Below are 18568 nucleotides of genomic sequence, written 5' to 3' on the forward strand. Positions count from 1 at the left end.
GCTGTCGAGAATGTCGGGCTGGGCCTGCGCCCGTGCTCCCGAGATGCTGTCGTCTCGGGTCCCGGTACTCGGGTGAACCGGGGTCTACCAGCGTCGTTGTGGCGATGGTCCGTGAACACCGCTGCCACCCGTCCGGGATGAGCGCGGTGCGTCGGCGGTTCGCTGGCAACGCTCATCCGGCACGGTTCGGCCGATCGACGTACATCCGGGCGACCGAGGAGGAAGCTGGAAGACGGGCGGGGTGGAGTTGGAATGGATCCGCGTCGTCACCGTTGAAGCAGACGAGGCTGAAGAAGCAACCGAGGCCCGACCGGTTACGACCCGACGGCAGAGGCAATCGACGCGGGTGGACCGGGCGGCGCGGTGCGAGCGGCCGGCACGGTCGGCATGGGCGACCCGCCTGACCTGCCGCGGCGGCGCTCGGTCCGCGCTGTGGCGGACGTTGCCCCGGCCCCTCGCGGCGACGCGGTGGGTCGGGCTGGCCACGATTTTGCGGGCAAGGCAGGACTATGCCGGCAGGTGCCACCCGCTGGCAAGCCCGTGACGCGACAATGCGGTGACGGCCGAGGCCGTCGCCCTGGCAGGATCCTGGCCGAAGGAGGTGCGACCATGCGGCACTGTTACTCCTGGAGAGTGACCATGCCGCGTATGGGCGCCCCCGGAGGGGGTCAACACACCAGTGGGGAGGTCTCGGCCCATGCTCGACCCGAGTGAGCTCTACGAGGTCCACGGTGACCTGCCCGACTTGGGGCGGCCGGTGATGCTCGAGACGATGACCGGCGTCGTCGACTCCGGCAACGCGATCCGGCTCGCGCACGAGCACCTGCTGACGACGCTGGAGCACCAGGTCATAGCGACGTTCGACATCGACCTGCTGCTGGACTATCGGTCTCGGCGTCCGGCGATGACGTTTGTCGAGGACCACTGGGAGCACTACGAGGACCCGGTACTGGCCCTCTACATGCTGCGTGACCGCGCCGACACGCCGTTCCTGCTGCTCGCGGGCCCCGAGCCGGACCTGATGTGGAAGCGTTTCTCAACCGCCGTCCGTGAGCTGACCAGACGGATGAACCTGCACCTGTCCGTCGGCCTTAACGCCATCCCGATGGCCGTGCCCCACACCCGCCCGACCGGGCTGATCGCGCACGCCACCCGCAAGGACCTGATCGCCGGCTACGAGCCGTGGGTGCGCCAGGTCCAGGTTCCGGGCAGCGCCGGCCACCTGCTGGAGTACGAGTTCGGCAGGGAGGGACGCGACGCGATGGGCCTCGCGGCGCTCGTCCCGCACTACCTGAACCAGACGGACTTCCCGCAGGCGACCGAGGTGCTGCTGACCTCGGTCTCCAAGGCGACCGGGCTGATGCTGCCCCTGGACGGCCTGCGCTCCGCCGGCGAGGCGGTGCGCGGCGAGGTCGACCAGGAGCTCGCCAAGGGCGGCGAGATGGCGTCGCTCGTGCATGCGCTGGAGGAGCAGTACGACGCCTACAAGCGCGGCAAGGACAGCGGCGGCCTGCCGACCGTCAACGCCGAGGACCTGCCGTCCGCCGACGAGCTCGGCGCCGAGCTGGAGCGCTTCCTGGCCGAACAGTCCGAGACCGACGGCCCGACCTCGCCCTGACGCTGGAAACGGTCCTCCGGGCGCGCGGGTTTCCCCGAGCCCGGCACGGCCACCCCGGAGTTCCCTACGGGCCGGCGGGCCGGACCGTTTCCTCTCCGTGCTAGCGGACGTTTTCGATGACCTCGGCGAAGGCGGCGAGCGTCTCGGGCGCCGAGAAGTCGGTGAACCAGGCGTAGGCGCGGTCGACGCCGCGGGCGGCGAGTCCCTCGAAATAGGCCGTGAGCTCGGTGGGAGTGCCGATGACCAGACCGCCGCCGGCTCCCATCGCGCCGAACCGGCGCTGGGCGAGCACGGTGATCTCGTCGCGCTGGGCCGGCGAGGCGTCGGCGGGGATGAGGGTGACCAGCTGTTGGACGGAGACGCGGGCCTTGCCAGCGCGGGGGCGCAGCTCGTCGAGCTGGTCCAGCCTGCCGATCTGGATGTTCCACCAGTCGGCGTACTCGGCGACGAGCGCCAGCGTGCGCGGGCCGGTGCCGCCAATGGTGATCGGGATCGGCCGGGTCGGAACTGGCAGCGCCATGGCGTCGCGCAGCGTGACGTGCTCACCCTGGTAGTCGGCGCGCTCGCCACTCCAGAGCAGGCGCAGGACGGCGAGTGTCTCGGCCAGCCGCTCGACGCGGGTCCGCGGGGTCGCGTCGCCCACTCCGTAGCGCTCGAGCTCGGCTGGCACGGAGCCCCAGCCAATGCCGAGCTCGAAGCGACCGTCGCTGGCGTGGTCGAGCGTGACGGCCTGCTTCGCGAGCAGGACCGGATGACGGAACATGTCGCACAGCACCAGGTGGCCGACCGTCAGCCGTTCGGTCTTCGCCGCCACCCAGGTCGCCGCCGTCATCGCCTCGAACATCGATGTACCCGCCGCCATGGGTGGCGCGAGGTGGTCCATCAGCCCGATGCCAGCGAATCCCGCCTGCTCAGCGTTGCGCGCCCGCTCGACGATCTCGGGCATCGTCATCCGCATCTGCGGCAAGTACAGATGGAATTCCATCCCGCCTCCTCGGCCGGCCCCGCCCGCCATATCCACGCGCCTCGTTGCACATCCGTGCCATACCGGCCGACCTTCGCCTGTCGCCTGTCGGCCCGGAACGCACCAAACCACGGCTCGCCAGGCCCGCGCCACCGACCCACCACTGGCCACCGGCCACCGACCCACCACCGATCTGGTGTCGCCCCCGCCAATGTTCGTCCGTCAGCACGCGACTGGTAGATCACCACCACCGTGTCGCCGTGGTCGTGGATCGGGCCAAATCGCGACCGCGACAACATGCCCGCGGTGATCATGAACCGTCGTGAACCGGGGGACCTTGCTGTCGCGGTACTCAGGAAGGGGATGGGCACGGGGCTCGGGTGGCGCAAGGATGCACCTCGTCGAGACCCGGCCAGGTGACCGACCGGCCGCCCAGCCGCGCGCGATTGCGCCTGTGTCTGGGTATGCAGGGGCTTGAACACGATGAGGTGGGCTGGATGGGTAACGACATCGTGCCGTTCAAGGTCGCGATTCCGGAGGAGGACCTCGCCGACCTGCGGCGGCGGCTGACGGCGGCCCGCTGGCCGGAGAAGGAGACGGTGGGCGACTGGAGCCAGGGTGTGCCGCTGGAATGGCTGCGCGACCTGTGCTCCTACTGGGGCGACGGCTACGACTGGCGGCGCTGCGAGGACCGCCTGAACGCCCACGACCAGTTCGTCACCACGATCGACGGCCTGGACGTCCACTTCCTGCACGTGCGCTCGCCCAACCCGGACGCGCTGCCGCTGCTGCTCACCCACGGCTGGCCGGGCTCGGTCCTCGAGTTCCTCGACGTGATCGGCCCGCTCACCGACCCCGCGGCGCACGGCGGCGACCCGGCAGACGCGTTCCACCTCGTCGTGCCGTCGCTGCCCGGCTATGGCTTCTCCGGCCGTCCGGCCGGCGCCGGCTGGGGGATACCGCGCATCGCCGCCGCCTGGGCGACGCTGATGGCCCGGCTCGGCTACGACCGGTACGGGGCGCAGGGCGGCGACTGGGGTTCCGCGGTGACGATCGGGCTCACCAAGGTGGATCCGGATCACCTCGCCGGCATCCACCTGAACTTCGTGATGACCGGCCCAGGAGGCGACCTCAGCGAGCTGACCGACGAGGAACAGGACGCCCTCACCGCGATGGCCGAGTTCCTGGAATGGGGCTCCGGTTACTCGGCCCTGCAGTCGACCCGCCCGCAGACGGTCGGCTACGGCCTCGCGGACTCGCCCGTGGGGCAGTGCGCCTGGATCGCCGAGAAGTTCCACGCCTGGACCGATCACGACGGCGACCCGTACACGGCGCTGAGCCGTGACCAGATGCTTGATGACATCTCGCTGTACTGGCTGACCGCGACCGCGGCCTCGTCGGCGCGGCTGTACTGGGAGTCGGGGCTGTCACGGCCCAGCCGCGCGTCCGGCCTGTCCGGCGGCCTCGACGTGCGCGTACCCGCCGGTGTCTCGGTCTTTCCGAGGGAGATCATCCGGCTGTCGCGACGCTGGGTCGAGCACAGCTTCTCCGACCTGCGTTTCTACGAGCGGGCCGACCGGGGCGGCCACTTCGCCGCCTACGAGCAGCCCGCCGTCTTCGCCGACCAGGTACGCCGCGCCTTCCGGGCCATCCGCTGACCACCAACCAAAGGAGGCCGCCTGGGCAGGTCAGGCCTTGGCGGCGGCGCCGGCGTCGACGGGGAGAGGGACGCCGGTGATGTAGCGGGCCTCGTCGGAGGCGAGGAACAGGACGGCGTTGGCGACGTCGACGGCCTCGATCAGCGGGACCGGCATGAGGTGCAGCTGGCCGAGGACGGCGGCGGCGTCGTCGATGGTCGGGTTCGCCAGGTCGGGGCGCAGCATCCGGCACAGCGACTCGTTGTCGACCATCGGAGTGCGGACGTTGCCCGGGTGGACGCTGTTGACCCGGATCAACTGGCCGGCGAGCTCGTTGGCCAGCGATCGCATGAGACCGACGAGGCCGTGCTTGGCGGCGACGTAGGCCGCCATCCAGCCCTGGCCCTTCAGGCCGAGCATCGAGCTGGTCAGGATGATCGAGCCGCCGCGCCCGCCGGCGACCAGGTGCGGGATCGCCACCTTCGCGGTCAGGAAGCAGCCGGTGAGGTCGATGTCGAGCAGCGTGCGCCAGGCATGCGCGTCGAGCGTCTCCGTCGCGGCGCCGCCGCCGGAGATGCCGGCGTTCGCGACGACGATGTCGAGGCGGCCTAACTCGGCGACCCCGGAGGCGACGGCGATGCGCTGCGCGTCCTCGTCGCGGACGTCCGCGACGGCGGTGACAATCCGTCGGCCGAGCTTCTCCACCAGCGCCACCGTCTCCGCCAGATCCTCGGCGGTCGCCATCGGGTAGTCGACGGTGTCGACGTCGGCGCACAGGTCGACGCCGATGATGTCGGCGCCCTCCTGAGCGAGCCGGACCGCATGCGCCCGCCCCTGCCCCCGTGCCACTCCCGTGATGAACGCGACCTTGCCCTCGACCCGTCCGGCCATGTGAACCTCCCGATGCCCTCGTCTGGATGTTTGTCGCATCCAGGCGACCGCCGCGCGAGGAGTCAGGCCGAAGGACCTTTCCGCCACTGTGCCCGGTGCCGGGCGCGGAGCGTCCGGCACGGGATGTCTCAGTCGGTCCAGCCGGTGAGGTCGAGGCCGCGGGCGTGTTCGAGGCGGAAGCCGAACTCGATCCTGCGCTGGGCGGCGGGCTCGAGGTCGACGGTCCAGGTCAGCTGGCCGAGGTCGGTGCGCTCGCCGACGGTGGGCGAGCTCTGGAAGTCCTTGACGGTGATCCCCTCATGGCGCGAGACCGGGATCTGGTCGCGGACGGTGGCCTGCGCCCGCCGCGGGGTGTGGTTGGTCAGGGTGATCACGTAGCCGACGTCGGTGCGCCGGAGGTTGCCGACGACCTTGCGGCTGGTGGCGCGGCTGACCAGCTCGCGCTCCACCAGCAGCCGGTCGTCGACGCCGAGCTGCAGCTCCACCTCGGCGCCCGGCGGCACCAGCTCCACGGCGCTGGTGCCGACGAAGTCGGCGTCGTGGAAGACCGCGACCGGCCCGGGCAGCAGGGTGTGCGCCGAGGTGTTCGTGACGGTGGCGCGCAGGTAGGCCTCGGGGGCGAGCTTGGGCACGGTCAGGTAGTCGAGCTGGGCCTCCAGCTCGAGGACGGCGAGGGTGGTACGGTGCGGCCGCCCGTCGGCCGGCACTGCTACTGGCCGGGCCGGCCGGTAGATCGCCGCGGTTCCCGAGGTGTCGACGGTGGCCACCGCGTGCTCCACAGGCGGCGGGGGCGGGGCCGCGCCCGGGGCCTTCGCCGGCGCCGCGGCCGCAACGGGCGTCATCTCGGCGGCGGCGTCGAAGGCGGCACCGCCGGCGAAGGCGCCACCCCGCGCGGCCATGGCGAAGGGCATCACCGGCGGGTGGGCGACGTCGACATACCAGGGGGTGAGCTCGGGCAGGCCGCTGGCGCGGCCCGGCCGGGCGGTCGACAGCTTCAGGTCACCGACTGGCCAGTCCTCGCCGCTGCGCTGGCGCACCATCCCGAACCAGGTCAGCGTGACCACGCCGCCGACCAGCCGCGCGTCGTACCGCGCCGACCACGACGCGCTGGCGACCAGGTAGGAGACCTCCAGCTCGACGTCGACCTTGCCGTCGGCGGCACCGGGGCCACCCGTCGGCTCCAGCGCGACGACGACCTGCCTCGTGTCCGGCAGGCGTACGCCGCGGCGGGCCTCCAGAGCGCGCCGGGTCGCGTCGGTCAGCTTCTGGACGTTCTCCTGCTCGTCGGCGATCGCGCGCAGCCGGGCGTGGATGCCGGCGAGCTGCGTGGCCAGCGCGCCGCTGGCCTCCGCCAGCCGCCGCTCCTCGCCGCTGGGCGGCGTCGTTCCGCCCTCCGCGGGGCCGCCGCCCCAGGACGGCGCGCCCCAGCCCCTGGCGAGTGCCGCGGCGCCGTTGCGGGCCGCGACGTCCAGGAACCTGCGGCGGGCCTGCTCGGTCTCCTCGTCGTCGGCCAGCTCGCGGGCCCGCCGCCGCAGCCGGTCGACCTCGTCCTCCAGCTCCGCCAGCCGCGGGTCCGCGGTCACCGCGCGGGGCTCGACGACGACGTCCACACCGAGCACGCGCACCGCGCCGCGCCCGGACACCCGCACCGAGCTCGTGTCCAGCTCCATCGGCAGACTGCCGAGCGTCACCGTGACCTCCGGCGGGCCGCCCCCCGCGTCCTCGGCGCCGGGCGGCAGCGTGACCGTTCCACGGCGGGTGACCCGGGCCTGCTTCGGGTAGACGACGACCGCCGTGATCGGAGCGTCCAGTATCAGCGTCGTCGCGCCTGGAGCAACCATGCTGATCACCATAGTGGTGCGGTCCGACATTTCGGCACGGCCCGTTACTGGCGGGGCAGCTCATGACGGGCGAAGAAATCCCAGATCGCGGCGGTGGCGTCGAGGTCGGCCGCGGGGGCGTCGGCACGCGGGCGGCCCTTGCGGCCACCGGGCCAGGCGTGGCCGCCGCCGTCGACCGTGTCGAGGACGACCTCGGTGCCGTCGGCGCAGGGCATGTAGGTGGTCCGCGTGACGGCGCCGTCGTGCTGCGCGACGGGGGTTGCCGGGCAGCCGTCGCGCCGGACCCAGAACGCGACGGAGTCCGCCACCGACCGGTCTACCCGGCCGCGCTCGGAGGGGAACCGTTCCTCCTGGACGGCGCCGGTACCGCCGTTGTAAGGGACGTTCTGGTCGGCGGTGCCGTGGATCGCGAGCAGCGGCACCGGCCGGCTCGGCGTGCAGCCGTCGTAGTCGAGGGCGCCGGACACCGGGGCGATCGCGGCCAGTCGGTCGGCGAGCGCGCAGCCCAGCCGGTAGGTCATCATCGCCCCGTTGGAGAACCCGGTCACGTACACCCGGCGGGTGTCGAGCGGGTAGTGCGCGGCGATGTCGTCGAGCATGGCGGCGATGAACCCGACATCGTCGACGCCGTTCTGGGCGGCCTGCCCGCAGCACCAGCCCGCGTTCCACGTCAGCATCCGGTCCTCGAGCCGCCCGGTCCCGTTCGGGCTCGCGACGAGGAAGCCCTTCTGGTCCGCGAGGTCGAAGAAGCCGGTCTGCCGCTCGATGGCGCCGTTGTTGCCGCCGCCGCCGTGCAGCTCGACGACGAGCGGCCGTGGCGCCGTCCCGGTGCCCGGGGGGACGTGGATCTCGTAGGAGCGCTTCACCCCGCCGGCCGTCAGCGTGTGGGTGACCGTCCCCGCGGGCGGCGCGGTCCCCGCCGGCGGCTGGGAGGCGGCGGGTGCCGGCCGGTCCCGCGGCCCGCACGCCGTGAGGGCCACCGCCCCCGCCAGCGCCACTGCCGCCAGCGCCACCACCGTGAGCGCCCGAGGCGGCCCCGCGCGTCGCATCTGTCCCGTCGCCCCCGTCCGGTCGGCCCTGTCCTCCTGGCTGGCAGGACCTTCGCAGAGGCCAGCACGCACGCCGTAAGCGGCATGTAAGAAAAATGTCAGCGATGCCAGCTGGCCACGGCCGCCGGCCGGGATGCCCGCCGTCCAGGCGGGCGCGAGGTACAGGTGCGGATGCCCCGGATGGCTCCGTGGCGTGTGTCCCGCGGCGGACAGGAGCATGCTCCACGGGACGACCCGAGGAAGATGTTGTATGGGCAACGAGTTTGCGCACGTGACGTCAGGCGCGATGAGGCGGCCGCCGTCCCGAGACGAGCATCGGAGTGACCATGAGCAGCGAACCTTCGGCGACGACGACCATCCCCGCCCCACGCGACCTGTCCGCCCTGGCGGCGGCGCGGGCGGCGCTGCGTGACAGGTACCTGGTGCCGCCTGAGCAGCGGCCGGCCTCGTCCGCCAGGGGGGTGCACCACACCGCCCTGATCAGCCGGGATGTCGAGACGACGATCAGGTTCTACCAGGACCTGCTGGAGTTCCCGCTCACCGAGCTGATCGAGAACCGTGACTACCCGGGCTCGTCGCATTTCTTCTTCGACATCGGCAACGGCAACCTGCTCGCGTTCTTCGACTTCCCCGGGCTCGACCTCGGTCCCTACGCCGAGGTGCTCGGCGGCCTGCACCACGTCGCGATCTCGGTCGCCCCGGACCGCTGGGAGCGGCTCGTCGCCAACCTGGCGGAGGCGGGCGTCGAGCACGTCATCCACTCGAAGGTCTCGGTCTACTTCAGCGACCCCGACGGCGCCCGCCTGGAGCTGATCGCCGACCCGCTCGGCGCGATGTACGGAACCAAGGTGCTCTGACGTTCCTGGGCCGGTGTGCGCCGGTGACGAGCGGGCAGGGGGCCAGCCATGGCGGCGCGGCGCGGTAGTTCGCGCGGGCTGGCATCGTTGACGCTGGCGGGGCGTCGCTGGCGGGGGTGCCGCGGGCGGTGGCGTGGTGGGCGGATGCCCCGCCCGCGCACGGTTTCGACGAAGGCCCCTCGGCCGTGTGCGGCTCCGCCCTGGTGGTGGAATCGAGACTTCGACGGTCCTGGCTACCAGATCGCCGGGGATCCTTCGTGGAGGCGGGGGCCAGTAGGGAGGCGGGGCGTGACCGTGGTGGAACCGGTGCCTGGCGAGGTCGTCACGTTCCTGGAGATGACCAGCCCGGACCAGCTGCGGGCCGGACGTGCCGTCCCCCGGCTCGCGCTGGCGGCCACGGACGACGAGACGCTGGTCCGGACGACGATCGTGCGGGTCGGCGCGCCCTACCGCTGGCCGAGCGCCACCTGGTCGGACATTGCCTGGGCCGACTGGTTCGCCGATCCCCGCCGCCAGAGCTTTCTGCTGCGCGCCGATGGCGACGTCGCTGGCATCCTCGAGACAACGGTCCATCCGCCCTGGGAGGTGGAGATCGTCTCCTTTGGGCTCGTCCCCGAGTACGTCGGCACCGGCATCGGCGGTCACGCACTCACGCTCGCCGTCCGCCTCGCCTGGAACCTCGACCATCCGACGCTGAACGGGGCCCAGCGTGTCTGGCTGCATACGTCGACCCTCGACCACCCGAACGCCCTCGCCAACTACCGGGCCCGCGGCTTCCGTCCCTACCGCACCCAGACCCGCGGCCACGTCCCGTCATCTGGGTAACCCAGACGACGGCAAAGAACACCCGTGGACGAACCGAGCCCGACCGATGAGGGCCGACCGCCAGACCGTCGGTCGCGCCGACGACCGGCGAACGACCGCGAACGACCGTCAGTCGCCGAGAAGGCCGTCGACGAGCTTGCGCATCGCGGCACCGGAGCGGGCGCCGACGACCGAGGCGACCTGCTCGCCGCCGTGGAAGACCGTGAAGGTCGGCATCGCGAGGATGCCGTAGGTGCGGGCGGTCTCGGGCTCCTCGTCGCAGTTCAGGGACACGACGGTGAGCCGGCCGGCGTAGTCCGCGGCGAGCTTCTCCAGGATGGGAGCCATCATCCGGCAGGGCGGGCACCAGACCGCCCAGAAGTCGACGAGAACGGGGAGTGGGCTCGCCAGCACGACCTCGGCGAAGGTCGCGTCGGTGACAGCGACGACCGTCCCCGGGGTGGGCGGGTTCGCGACGGTCAGGCCGCCGCCGACGTTGTGGGTCGCGATGCCATGGGTCGATGTCATGACAGATTCCCTCTTTTCTCCGAGTAGGTCTTGAGCTGGGACTGGGTCTGCTCGAAGGACAACGCACAGGCCGGCGGCGCGGCTGGGACGGCCACGGCGCGTATGGCGTCCACGGCGTCCACGGCGTGTGCCATCGGCGGCGCGGCGGGCGCCTCGGGCTCGGGCACGGCCTTGCTGGACAGTGGCGTGCCGGCGCCGACCGGGCTTGCCGCGCCTGCCGGGCCTGCCGCTCGGCCCGCCAGTTCGTCGGCGAGCTGGCCGGCCAGACCGGCGCGGATCTCGGCGAGCCGGGACACGCACGCGTCGATCTCGGCGATCTTTCGCCGGTGGACGGCGGCGGCGTCGGGGCAGGCGACGCCGCGGTCGTGCCCGGATCGCAGGCAGTCGACGAACGGGCGGGTCTCGTCGAGGGTGAAGCCGATGGCGAGCAGTGACCTGATCTCGGCCACCAGCCGCAGGTCATCCTCTTCGTAGTCCCGATATCCGTTCGCCCGGCGCCGGGCCGCGAGCAGGCCTTCCTGCTCGTAGTGCCGCAGCGCCCGTGGGCTCGTCCCCGCCCGCCGCGCCAGCTCCCCGATCCGCATGAACCCGACGCTAAACCTTGCCGCCGACGTCAACGCCAGCCCGAAACCCTGGGGCGACGCATGCTGGACGGCCCCGCGCTGGGTGGTCAGCCGCCGCTGACGGGACCGGTGACCGCCTGGGTGACGACGCGGCTGGCTTCACCGGGGCCGAACGTGGGCGGCTTGGGGGAGGTTTCGGGGATGCCCATGCGGACGACGACCGTGTCGGAGCCGGGGTCAACCTGTACTACCTGGTTGCCGAGGCCGATCGCCCAGAAGATGCCGTCCGGGGCGCCGGGCACGAGCCGGCCATGGGTGGCCGTCTGGTTGCCGACCTGGGAGAGGTCGGTCGCGACCAGGGGGTTGCCGATGAGGCCCTCGTGGTTGAGCCACCACAGGTAGCCGTAGGCCGCGTTCAGCTCGGTGGACGACGTCCCGGTCGCGGCCCGCAGCCAGTCGGCCGAGACGATCTGCTTGCCGTGCCAGACCCCGTGGTCCAGGGCAAGCTGCCCGAAGCGGGCCAGGTCGCGGCAGGTGGTGTGCAGGCCGGTGTAGGTCCGCGCGTTGCCCGCCCCGTCCGGCGTCATCTTGGTGCTGGTCATGCCGAGCGGGCCGAACAGCCGGTCCTCGGCGAACGTGACCGGGTCCTGTCCGGTGGCGCCCTTCAGCACCTGTTGCAGCGTCTGGATCGCGGAGTTGTTGTAGGCCCATACCTGGCCGGGCGGGTTCGCCTGGTCCAGGCCGACGGCGAACGCGGTCTGGTCGGTCGCCCGGATGAGCTGGCGGTAGTCGACGCCGACGCTCCAGCGCCGCCCCGAGTCGTTGCTGAGCAGGTCTTGGACGGTGACCGCCTCCGACGGCGTACCGCGCCACGTGGGAATCCACGTCGAGGCGCTCTCGCCGATCTTCAGGTCGCCGTCGTCCTGGGCGATCCCGACGAGCGTGCTTGTCACGGACTTCGTCGCCGAGAAGACGTCCTGGGTGGTGTCCTTGTTGGTGCCGCGGAAGTACCACTCGCCGGCGATCTTCCCGTCGCGGACGACGAGGAGGCAGTTCGACTTGCCGGTCTCGGCCGTCTTCGCGATCTCGTCGAGCTTCGCCGGATCGAGCCCGACCGTCGCCGGGGCGACGGTCTCCCACTCGTCGCCCGGCTGGTGCGGCGGCGCCGAGGCCTGGCCGGACGCGGCCACGCCGGTGGCGGTCGGGCTGGGCGGCTCCGCCGCGCTGGCCGAGCCGCCGCTGCAGGCGGCCACGCCGAGCAGCGCCGCGGCCGCGAGCACCGCGGCCCCGGCTCCCGCGCGTCGATGCGGGAGCCTCGGTGTGGGGGCGCCGACGGGAGAACGGCGGTGGCATGGCTGCTGGCGGCGCATCGGCGACCTCACGGAAGGCATCAACGAGGTGTGCGGCTAGATCGTCGCAAGCCGATGTCAACATCAGGTAAGGCCGGCGCGCAACCGACGTAAGCCTCAAAGGCGGTGGAGAGCCTCAAGGCGGTGGAGCCCGCCTGGCCTGGGGGCCGCGTCGCTCGGGACCATTGCTCCGGGGAGCCGATGCCTCCCTTTGGTGCCGCGCCGCGCCGCGACGGACGGCGCCGGGCATCAGGACGCCGCCGTCCGTCAGAAAGGGTGGAGAGGCGCGGTCGCGCAGACCCCGGGGAACGGTCCACTCCCCTGGGAACGACCTAAGAGGCGTCGGGGTGGGCGCGGCGGTGGCCGGCGGCCCGGGTCGAGGCGGACGACCCGTTGGGCGACGGCGCGGCGGTGCTCTCGGCGAGCCGGCCGTGCAGCCGTTCGCGGACCTCGTCCGGGGTGTAGGCGCGCCGCGCGCGTTCCTTGCGGGCCACCATCGCGCCCGTGGTCGCCACTCCCACGACTCCGGCCAGGCCGAGCACTTTCCACCAACGCATACCTGAAGGCTAGAACCTCGTCCGCCCGAGCGGCGGCGCCAATCCGCCAGAGACCGCGGCGCGGGCGGAAGAATCATGCGCCTGGGGCATGACCAGCCTGTCCGGACGGGTCCGATAGCGGGTGTGCCGTCCTAGGCTGTGAGCATGTGCGCCATGCCGGTCAGCCTGGACGCCGCCGTGGAGGCGAGCCGTACCGGTGACCTGTGGCTCTTCCGCGGCCGAACCCCCGCCGACCGGGCCATCCAGACGCTCACGAACAGCCCGGTCAACCACGTCGGGATGGCGCTTGTCCTCGAGGACCTGCCGCCGATGATCTGGCATGCCGAGCTCGGCAGGTCGCTGACCGACCAGTGGACCGGCGGCCGTCACCGCGGCGTCCAGCTGCACGACCTGCGCGACGCGGTCCACGTATGGGGCCAGCGTTACGGTCAGCGTGCCTGGCTGCGCCAGCTCGAGCCCGAGGTCTCCCGCGAGGCGGAGGACGCGGCACTGCGGATCATTGCCCGGCTCGACGGCACCCCGTTCCCGTCGACCGCGCAGCTCGCCGGGCGCTGGCTGCGAGGCCGGCTGCCGACACTCGTCCGGCGCGGGGGAGGTGCCGAGGCCGCCGACGCGCCGGAGGCACTGGTCTCCGACCCCACCGCCGAGCCCTGGCTCGCGTCCTTCCCCTGGCGCGACGGGTCCGCCGACTCCAGCCGGCTGGCGGCCGGGTCTACCGGCTCGACCGGCGCGACGGGCGCCAGAGGTTCCGCCGGCGTCGCGCGCCGCGGAGGCTCCGGGGCGTCGCCGGTCGGCGTCGCCGACGGTGACGACGCGCAGCCGGGCCGCTGGTCACGGCTCCGTGGCCTCGCTACCCGGCGCGGCGCCGCCCGCACGGCGAGCCCTACCGACGGGCCCACGGGCAACGAGACCCACGAGTCCGAGGAGGGGGAAGAAGGCCGCCCCGCCCTGGAGACCGCGTACTGCGCCGAGGTCGTCGCGATCACCTATCAGGCCATGGGTCTGCTGGCCTCCGGCCGTCGGCCGAGCTGGTACGACCCGGGCCGGTTCTGGAGCGGCGACGACCTCCCGCTCGCCCTCGGCTTCGCCCTCGGCGCCGAGATCGCCGTCTCCATGCCGGACTGACCACGGGGACGGGCCGTGGCCAGGCGTCGGGCGGCGTGGTTGGGTGGCGGCATGGATGAGAAGGGCATTTTCACGCAGATCAACGCACTCGTCGCCGAGGAGCACGAGCTGCGGACCAAACGGGCGGCCGGGGAGGTCGACCCCGAGACCGAGCTTGAGCGGCTCCGCCACGTCGAGGAGTCCCTGGACCAGTGCTGGGACCTGCTGCGTCGCCGCGAGGCGCTGCGCAACGCCGGCCTCGACCCCGACGAGGCGAAGTCGGCCCCGGTCGGCCAGGTTGAGGGCTACATCCAGTAGCGAACGGCCCGGCGACCAGCCCGGTCGGGCGTCACCCGGTTGGCGCGCGACGGGCGCCACCGTCGCGGGCGCCGTCGCCGGAGGCGCGGCCTCGGCGGTCGTGGCGTGGGCTGTGGTGGGCGCGGTACGTCCGGCCCTTCTCCAGGTTGAACGCGAGCAGGTAAAGCCGGAGGGGCAACGACCGGGACAGGCTCAGACTCACCCCGAAAGCTTTCCAGGGCGAACGGCACGCGGCGTGGTCAGTTCGCCGACATCCCGCGGGCCACGGCGTCAAGCCGTGCGGCGGCCCGCGACGCCGCTCCAGCGACCGGTAAGCGCAACTCGACCACACCTGGTGACGGCGCCTCAAGCGCAGCACCAACCCGGCCACGTCGTCAGCCCGGCCCCAGCTCTACCACCCTCATATGCCAGGACCCGGAACCACGCGGGGAGGGCGCTCAGCGCCCGACACGGGGCGAGCGCGTTCAGCGCCTCGCCCCGGCATGCGGATCGTGAAGGCGGCCCCGCCCTCGGGGGCGGCAGCCGCGTGGGCGTGCCCGCCGAGCCGGGACGCCAGCCGGGCGACGAGCGCGAGGCCAAGCCCCGTCGAGACCGGCCGTAGCCCGCGGTAGCGCTCGTAGAGCGCCGAGCGCTCGAACGCGACGGCCAGGTCGTCGTCGGTGAGCCCCGGGCCGCCGTCGCGCACCTCCAGCACCGCGACCGTCGGCCCGGCGCCCGCGAGCCCGGTACCCGCTGGCCCGGTGCCCGCGAACTCTGCCCGGGCCGCGAGCACGATCGGTGCGCCGGCCGGGACCAGCCGCAGCGCGTTCTCGGCGAGCCCGTCGAGGATCTGGCGCAGTCGGACCGCGTCCGTCACGGCCACGACCGGCCCACCCGGCACCTCCACCCGCAGCTCGACGCCCACGGCGGCGCAGCGGCGGCGCCAGACCTCGGCGGCGTCGGTGACGAACCTCGCCAGATCGACGGGTGCGAGGTCGACGCGGAAGTCGTCGGCGTCGAGGCGGGCGAGGTCGAGCAGGTCCTGGACGAGCCGGTCCAGCCGCAGTGCCTCGTCGAGGATCACCCGGCCGGCGTCCGGGGTCTGCCCCGCCGGGGTGACGCCGTCGGCGAGCGCCTCGGCGAAGCCGCGGATCGCGGTCAGCGGCGTTCGCAGCTCGTGCGAGACCGAGAGCAGGAACTCCCGCTGGCGTGCCTCGCTGACCGTGAGCGCGCTGGCGAGCCCGCCGAGCGCGTCCGCCACGTCGGCGATCTCGGCCGGGCCGCCGGACGGCAGAGCGAGCGCCAGGTCGACGTCGCGCCGGCCGTGCGCCAGCTCGCGCGCGGCCGCGGCCAAGGCCCGCAGTGGCCGGGCCAGCAGGCGGGCCAGCAGCAGGCCGGCGACCGTCGCCACGGCGAGCGCGATCACCAGCGCCACCAGCAGCCGGCGCGACAGCGCGGACGTCAGCTCCTGGGCCTGCGAGGCGGGCTGGACGAGCACGACCGTCGAGCCGTCGGGCAGTGGCCGGGTCGCGATGACGACCCGTCGGCCCGCGGTGGTACGCACGACGTCGGTCCGGTGGGTGCCGGCGAGCCGGCGCAGCGTCGCCGCCGGCAGCGCCGGCACCCACCGCCCCCCGACGGGGCCCATCGCCGTGCGCACGGCACCGCGCGGGCCGAGGACCAGCAGGCTGACCTGTTGCGACCCGATCGCGCGGGTGACGCCCGCGCGCAGCTCGGCGGTCGCCTCCGGCTGCTCGTAGAGGGCGACGACGAGGTCGGCCTGCCGGCCGAGTACCCGGCGGGCCTGCCCCTCGCCGACGTCGCCCAGCTGTCCGAGGAACACCGCCCCGGTGATGATCACCCCGAGTAGTGCGACCAGCGTCGTGGCCAGCGCCGTGCGCCGCCCGAGCCCGCCCCCGCGGCCCGGCCGGCGACGTGCGCGGCCCACCCGGTTCAGCCTGCCCGGCCGGCTCTCCCCGCCCAGCGGGCGAACCGGGCCCGGCCCGCCCGCCCGTCCCGCCCGTCCCACCCGGCTCGTCCTGCCCGGCCGGCGGTGCCCAGACGTGGCGTCAGTCGGCTGGCCACCGGCCTGCCAGCCGGGTGCCGGCGCGCTAGCCATCGGCGGTGTAGCCGACGCCGCGGACGGTGCGGATCGGTGAGGCGGCGCCGAGCTTGGCGCGGACCTGGGCGACATGGACGTCGACGGTGCGGGTCCCGGCCGCCGCCTGGTAGCCCCAGACCTGGGAGAGCAGCCGCTCCCGGGTGAAGACGAGCCCGGGGCGTGTCAGCAGCGCGGCCAGCAGGTCGAACTCGGTCGCGGTCAGCGCGACAGCCTCCCCGCCGGCGCGTACCAGGCGGCGGTCCAGGTCCATCTCGACGGCTCCCGCGCGCAGCACGCGGCTCGCCGGCCGGTCCGCCTGGGGGCCGGCCCGGCGCAGCACCGCGCGTAGCCGGGCCACCAGCTCGCGGGGCGAGAACGGCTTGACGAGGTAGTCGTCCGCGCCGAGCTCCAGGCCGAGGATGCGGTCGACCTCGTCGTCTCGCGCCGTGACGAACAGGACCGGCGTCCAGTCGTCGTCGGCGCGCAGCGCCCGCACCACGTCACGCCCGTCCAGCCCCGGCAGCCGGATGTCCAGGACGATCGCGACCGGAGCGAGCGCCCGGGCCGCCTCCAGACCGGCTACGCCGTCGTGGCGGACCTCGACGCCGAATCCCTCCCTGGTCAGGTAGAGCCGGATCAGGTCGCAGATATGCGGCTCGTCCTCGACCACCAGCACGAGCCCCGACGACCGCCGGGCCGCCGCCCCCACCCCCGCCTCCTCCACGGGCGCCGAGGACCTCGGGGGCGCCGACGACATCGCGGACGTCGAGGATTCGGACGCGGGCGGGGTGGCCGGTGTCGGCTGGATGGCCGGTGTCGACGCCGTCGGGAGGTTTCCCACCTGCCCAGTCTGGGGCGCCATGCGCTCCTCGCCGACCCCGGCCGGGTATCGGCCGGATTGTCTTACCGTTCTCGAACATGGCGGCCACGGCACGCTGACGGTCCGCTGGGACGGTCCGTCCATGGCCACCGCGCGTTCCGATATCGCGTTTCTCTACCGGCGGGCCGGGTTCGGCGCGAGCCCGGCCCAGCTCGACGCCGTCGTGGCCGGCGGATACGACGCGGCCGTCGACGCCCTGCTCGGCGCCGGCACGCGTGCCGGCGCCGGCCCGGATCCGGAGCCGCCGCCGACGTTCGCGCCGCTGCCCAAGCTGGCCGACGTCCGGACGGACCCCCAGGCACGGTCGACCTACGCCCAGATGGTGCGTGAGCAGGGGACCGAGCTGACCGGCTGGTGGGTGCGCCGGATGGTCGCCACCGCCGACCCGTTCACCGAGAAGCTCACGTTCTTCTGGCACGGGCACTTCGCGACGTCGATCACCAAGGTGCGCGTGGCGGCGGCGATGCTCGCGCAGAACGAGATCTTCCGGCGTTCCGGGACCGGCCCGTTCGACGCGCTCACTCTCGCGGTCGCCCGGGACCCGGCGATGCTGGCGTGGCTCGACGCCGGGCAGAACCGCAAGGAGCACCCGAACGAGAACTTCTCCCGGGAGCTGATGGAGCTGTTCACCCTCGGCATCGGCAACTACACCGAGACCGACGTCCGGGAGGCGGCGCGGGCCTTCACCGGCTGGCGGGTGGACGCGAGCCGTACCGGCTTCCAACTGGCCGCGAAGCAGCACGACGACGGGACGAAGACGGTCCTCGGCAAGACGGGCAACCTCGGCGGTGAGGATGTCATCGCCCTGGTCACCCACCAGCCGGCGTCGGCCCGCTGGGTCTGCTCCCGGCTGTTCAGCCGGCTCGCCGCCCCCGTCGCGCCCGACGCCAACCCGGCGGCCGACGCGATGCTGGCGGCCTACGGCTCGACGCTCGACGTCGGCGCAGCCGTGCGCGCCATGCTTCGCTCGCCCGCCTTCCTCGCGAGTCGCGGCAAGCTCGTCGCCCAGCCGGTCGAGTACGTCGTCACGACGCTGCGGGCGCTCGGCCTGCGGGTCACACCGACAGCCGGCGGCTCGGCGGACGCCTCCACCGGCGCCGCGGCTGGCGGCGGGACCGGGACCGGGGGCGCGGCCGGGGCCGGGGCCGGCGGCGGGGCGCTGCCGCAGCGGGCCCTGCTGGCGGCGCTCGCCGGCCTCGGCCAGGTGCCGTTCCAGCCGCCGAGCGTCGGCGGCTGGCCCGAGAACGCGGCCTGGCTGACGACCGCGTCCACGCAGGTGCGGACGAAGTTCGCCACCGCGGCCGCCGCGGCGGCGAACCTGGCCGCGATCGCCGACGAGCCAGCCGCCGGCCGGCCGGACGCCGTCGCCCACCTGCTGTCCCTCGACGGCTGGACCTCCCGCACCCGCGAGGCGATGTCCGGCGCCGGCGGCAACCCGGCCCGCCTCGTCGCGCTCGCCCTGCTCTCACCCGAGTACCTGACCGTCTAGGACACCGCCCCGGAAGCCCGGAGGCCCTGGAAGCTCGGA

General features: G+C 73.3%; 18 protein-coding genes. 7 read left to right on the top strand and 11 right to left on the bottom strand.

Features of this window, described 5'->3' with window-relative positions:
* The first annotated feature begins 697 nt into the window (after positions 1-697).
* Positions 698-1618, top strand: a complete 921-nt coding sequence (locus tag QOZ89_RS22605; RefSeq protein WP_071051599.1) for a proteasome assembly chaperone family protein — start codon at positions 698-700, stop codon at positions 1616-1618.
* A gap of 100 nt (positions 1619-1718) precedes the next feature.
* Here the strand turns inward: QOZ89_RS22605 and QOZ89_RS22610 are convergent, their stop codons facing one another.
* A complete protein-coding gene (locus QOZ89_RS22610) occupies positions 1719-2603 on the bottom strand; it encodes an LLM class flavin-dependent oxidoreductase (protein ID WP_071051600.1) in 885 nt (294 codons plus the stop codon).
* 476 nt (positions 2604-3079) lie between these two features.
* On the opposite strand from QOZ89_RS22610, the gene QOZ89_RS22615 reads away from it, so the two are divergent.
* On the top strand, positions 3080-4240 hold the full coding sequence (locus QOZ89_RS22615; protein ID WP_071051601.1) for an epoxide hydrolase family protein: 1161 nt from the start codon (positions 3080-3082) through the stop codon (positions 4238-4240).
* A 30-nt stretch (positions 4241-4270) separates the two neighbouring features.
* On the opposite strand, the gene QOZ89_RS22620 is transcribed toward QOZ89_RS22615, so the two are convergent.
* The 3 genes from QOZ89_RS22620 to QOZ89_RS22630 all read right to left on the bottom strand — a co-directional run bounded on the left by QOZ89_RS22620 (position 4271) and on the right by QOZ89_RS22630 (position 8000).
* Positions 4271-5110, bottom strand: a complete 840-nt coding sequence (locus QOZ89_RS22620; protein WP_071051602.1) for a mycofactocin-coupled SDR family oxidoreductase — start codon at positions 5108-5110, stop codon at positions 4271-4273.
* A 128-nt stretch (positions 5111-5238) separates the two neighbouring features.
* A complete protein-coding gene (locus QOZ89_RS22625) occupies positions 5239-6951 on the bottom strand; it encodes a DUF4139 domain-containing protein (protein WP_071051629.1) in 1713 nt (570 codons plus the stop codon).
* Between the two features lie 44 nt (positions 6952-6995).
* Positions 6996-8000: a CE1 family esterase gene (locus QOZ89_RS22630; RefSeq protein ID WP_083419366.1), complete on the bottom strand. Its 1005-nt coding sequence runs from the start codon at positions 7998-8000 to the stop codon at positions 6996-6998.
* A gap of 326 nt (positions 8001-8326) precedes the next feature.
* Here QOZ89_RS22630 and QOZ89_RS22635 point away from each other — a divergent pair, with 326 nt between their 5' ends.
* Both QOZ89_RS22635 and QOZ89_RS22640 read left to right on the top strand, forming a co-directional pair.
* Complete coding sequence (locus tag QOZ89_RS22635; RefSeq protein ID WP_071051631.1) at positions 8327-8857, top strand: VOC family protein; 531 nt, start codon at positions 8327-8329, stop codon at positions 8855-8857.
* 288 nt (positions 8858-9145) lie between these two features.
* A complete protein-coding gene (locus QOZ89_RS22640; RefSeq protein WP_083419367.1) occupies positions 9146-9682 on the top strand; it encodes a GNAT family N-acetyltransferase in 537 nt (178 codons plus the stop codon).
* A gap of 108 nt (positions 9683-9790) precedes the next feature.
* Here QOZ89_RS22640 and trxA read toward each other — a convergent pair whose 3' ends face one another.
* The 4 genes from trxA to QOZ89_RS22660 form a co-directional block, all read right to left on the bottom strand.
* Complete coding sequence (trxA, locus tag QOZ89_RS22645; RefSeq protein ID WP_083419368.1) at positions 9791-10189, bottom strand: thioredoxin; 399 nt, start codon at positions 10187-10189, stop codon at positions 9791-9793.
* The gene (locus tag QOZ89_RS22650) at positions 10186-10773 is read right to left on the bottom strand and encodes a MerR family transcriptional regulator (protein WP_071051603.1); all 588 of its coding nucleotides are present in this window, start codon (positions 10771-10773) and stop codon (positions 10186-10188) included. The genes trxA and QOZ89_RS22650 overlap by 4 nt, the downstream gene beginning before the upstream one ends.
* Before the next feature lie 86 nt (positions 10774-10859).
* Entirely contained in the window at positions 10860-12032 is a 1173-nt protein-coding gene (locus tag QOZ89_RS22655) for a serine hydrolase domain-containing protein (RefSeq protein ID WP_241842069.1), read from the bottom strand.
* Positions 12033-12433: 401 nt separating this feature from the next.
* Positions 12434-12658, bottom strand: coding sequence for a hypothetical protein (locus QOZ89_RS22660; protein WP_071051604.1), 225 nt, complete (start codon positions 12656-12658; stop codon positions 12434-12436).
* Between the two features lie 153 nt (positions 12659-12811).
* Between QOZ89_RS22660 and QOZ89_RS22665 the strand changes: the two genes are divergently transcribed.
* Positions 12812-13783 carry a hypothetical protein gene (locus QOZ89_RS22665; protein WP_241842070.1) on the top strand — a complete coding sequence of 324 codons (972 nt, stop codon included), beginning with the start codon at positions 12812-12814 and terminating at the stop codon, positions 13781-13783.
* Between the two features lie 51 nt (positions 13784-13834).
* A complete protein-coding gene (locus tag QOZ89_RS22670; protein WP_071051605.1) occupies positions 13835-14080 on the top strand; it encodes a DUF2630 family protein in 246 nt (81 codons plus the stop codon).
* Positions 14081-14111: 31 nt separating this feature from the next.
* On the opposite strand, the gene QOZ89_RS22675 is transcribed toward QOZ89_RS22670, so the two are convergent.
* The 3 genes from QOZ89_RS22675 to QOZ89_RS22685 form a co-directional block, all read right to left on the bottom strand.
* Positions 14112-14282, bottom strand: coding sequence for a hypothetical protein (locus QOZ89_RS22675; protein WP_157910581.1), 171 nt, complete (start codon positions 14280-14282; stop codon positions 14112-14114).
* Positions 14283-14480: 198 nt separating this feature from the next.
* Positions 14481-16088 (bottom strand): sensor histidine kinase, encoded by a 1608-nt coding sequence (locus QOZ89_RS22680; protein WP_312625053.1) that lies wholly within the window; start codon positions 16086-16088, stop codon positions 14481-14483.
* An 82-nt stretch (positions 16089-16170) separates the two neighbouring features.
* Positions 16171-17022: a response regulator transcription factor gene (locus tag QOZ89_RS22685; RefSeq protein ID WP_241842072.1), complete on the bottom strand. Its 852-nt coding sequence runs from the start codon at positions 17020-17022 to the stop codon at positions 16171-16173.
* Between the two features lie 100 nt (positions 17023-17122).
* Here QOZ89_RS22685 and QOZ89_RS22690 point away from each other — a divergent pair, with 100 nt between their 5' ends.
* Entirely contained in the window at positions 17123-18529 is a 1407-nt protein-coding gene (locus QOZ89_RS22690) for a DUF1800 domain-containing protein (RefSeq protein ID WP_312625057.1), read from the top strand.
* The last annotated feature ends 39 nt before the right edge of the window (positions 18530-18568 follow it).

It is taken from the genome of Pseudofrankia coriaricola (assembly GCF_032027725.1).
Taxonomy (GTDB): Bacteria; Actinomycetota; Actinomycetes; order Frankiales; family Frankiaceae; genus Pseudofrankia.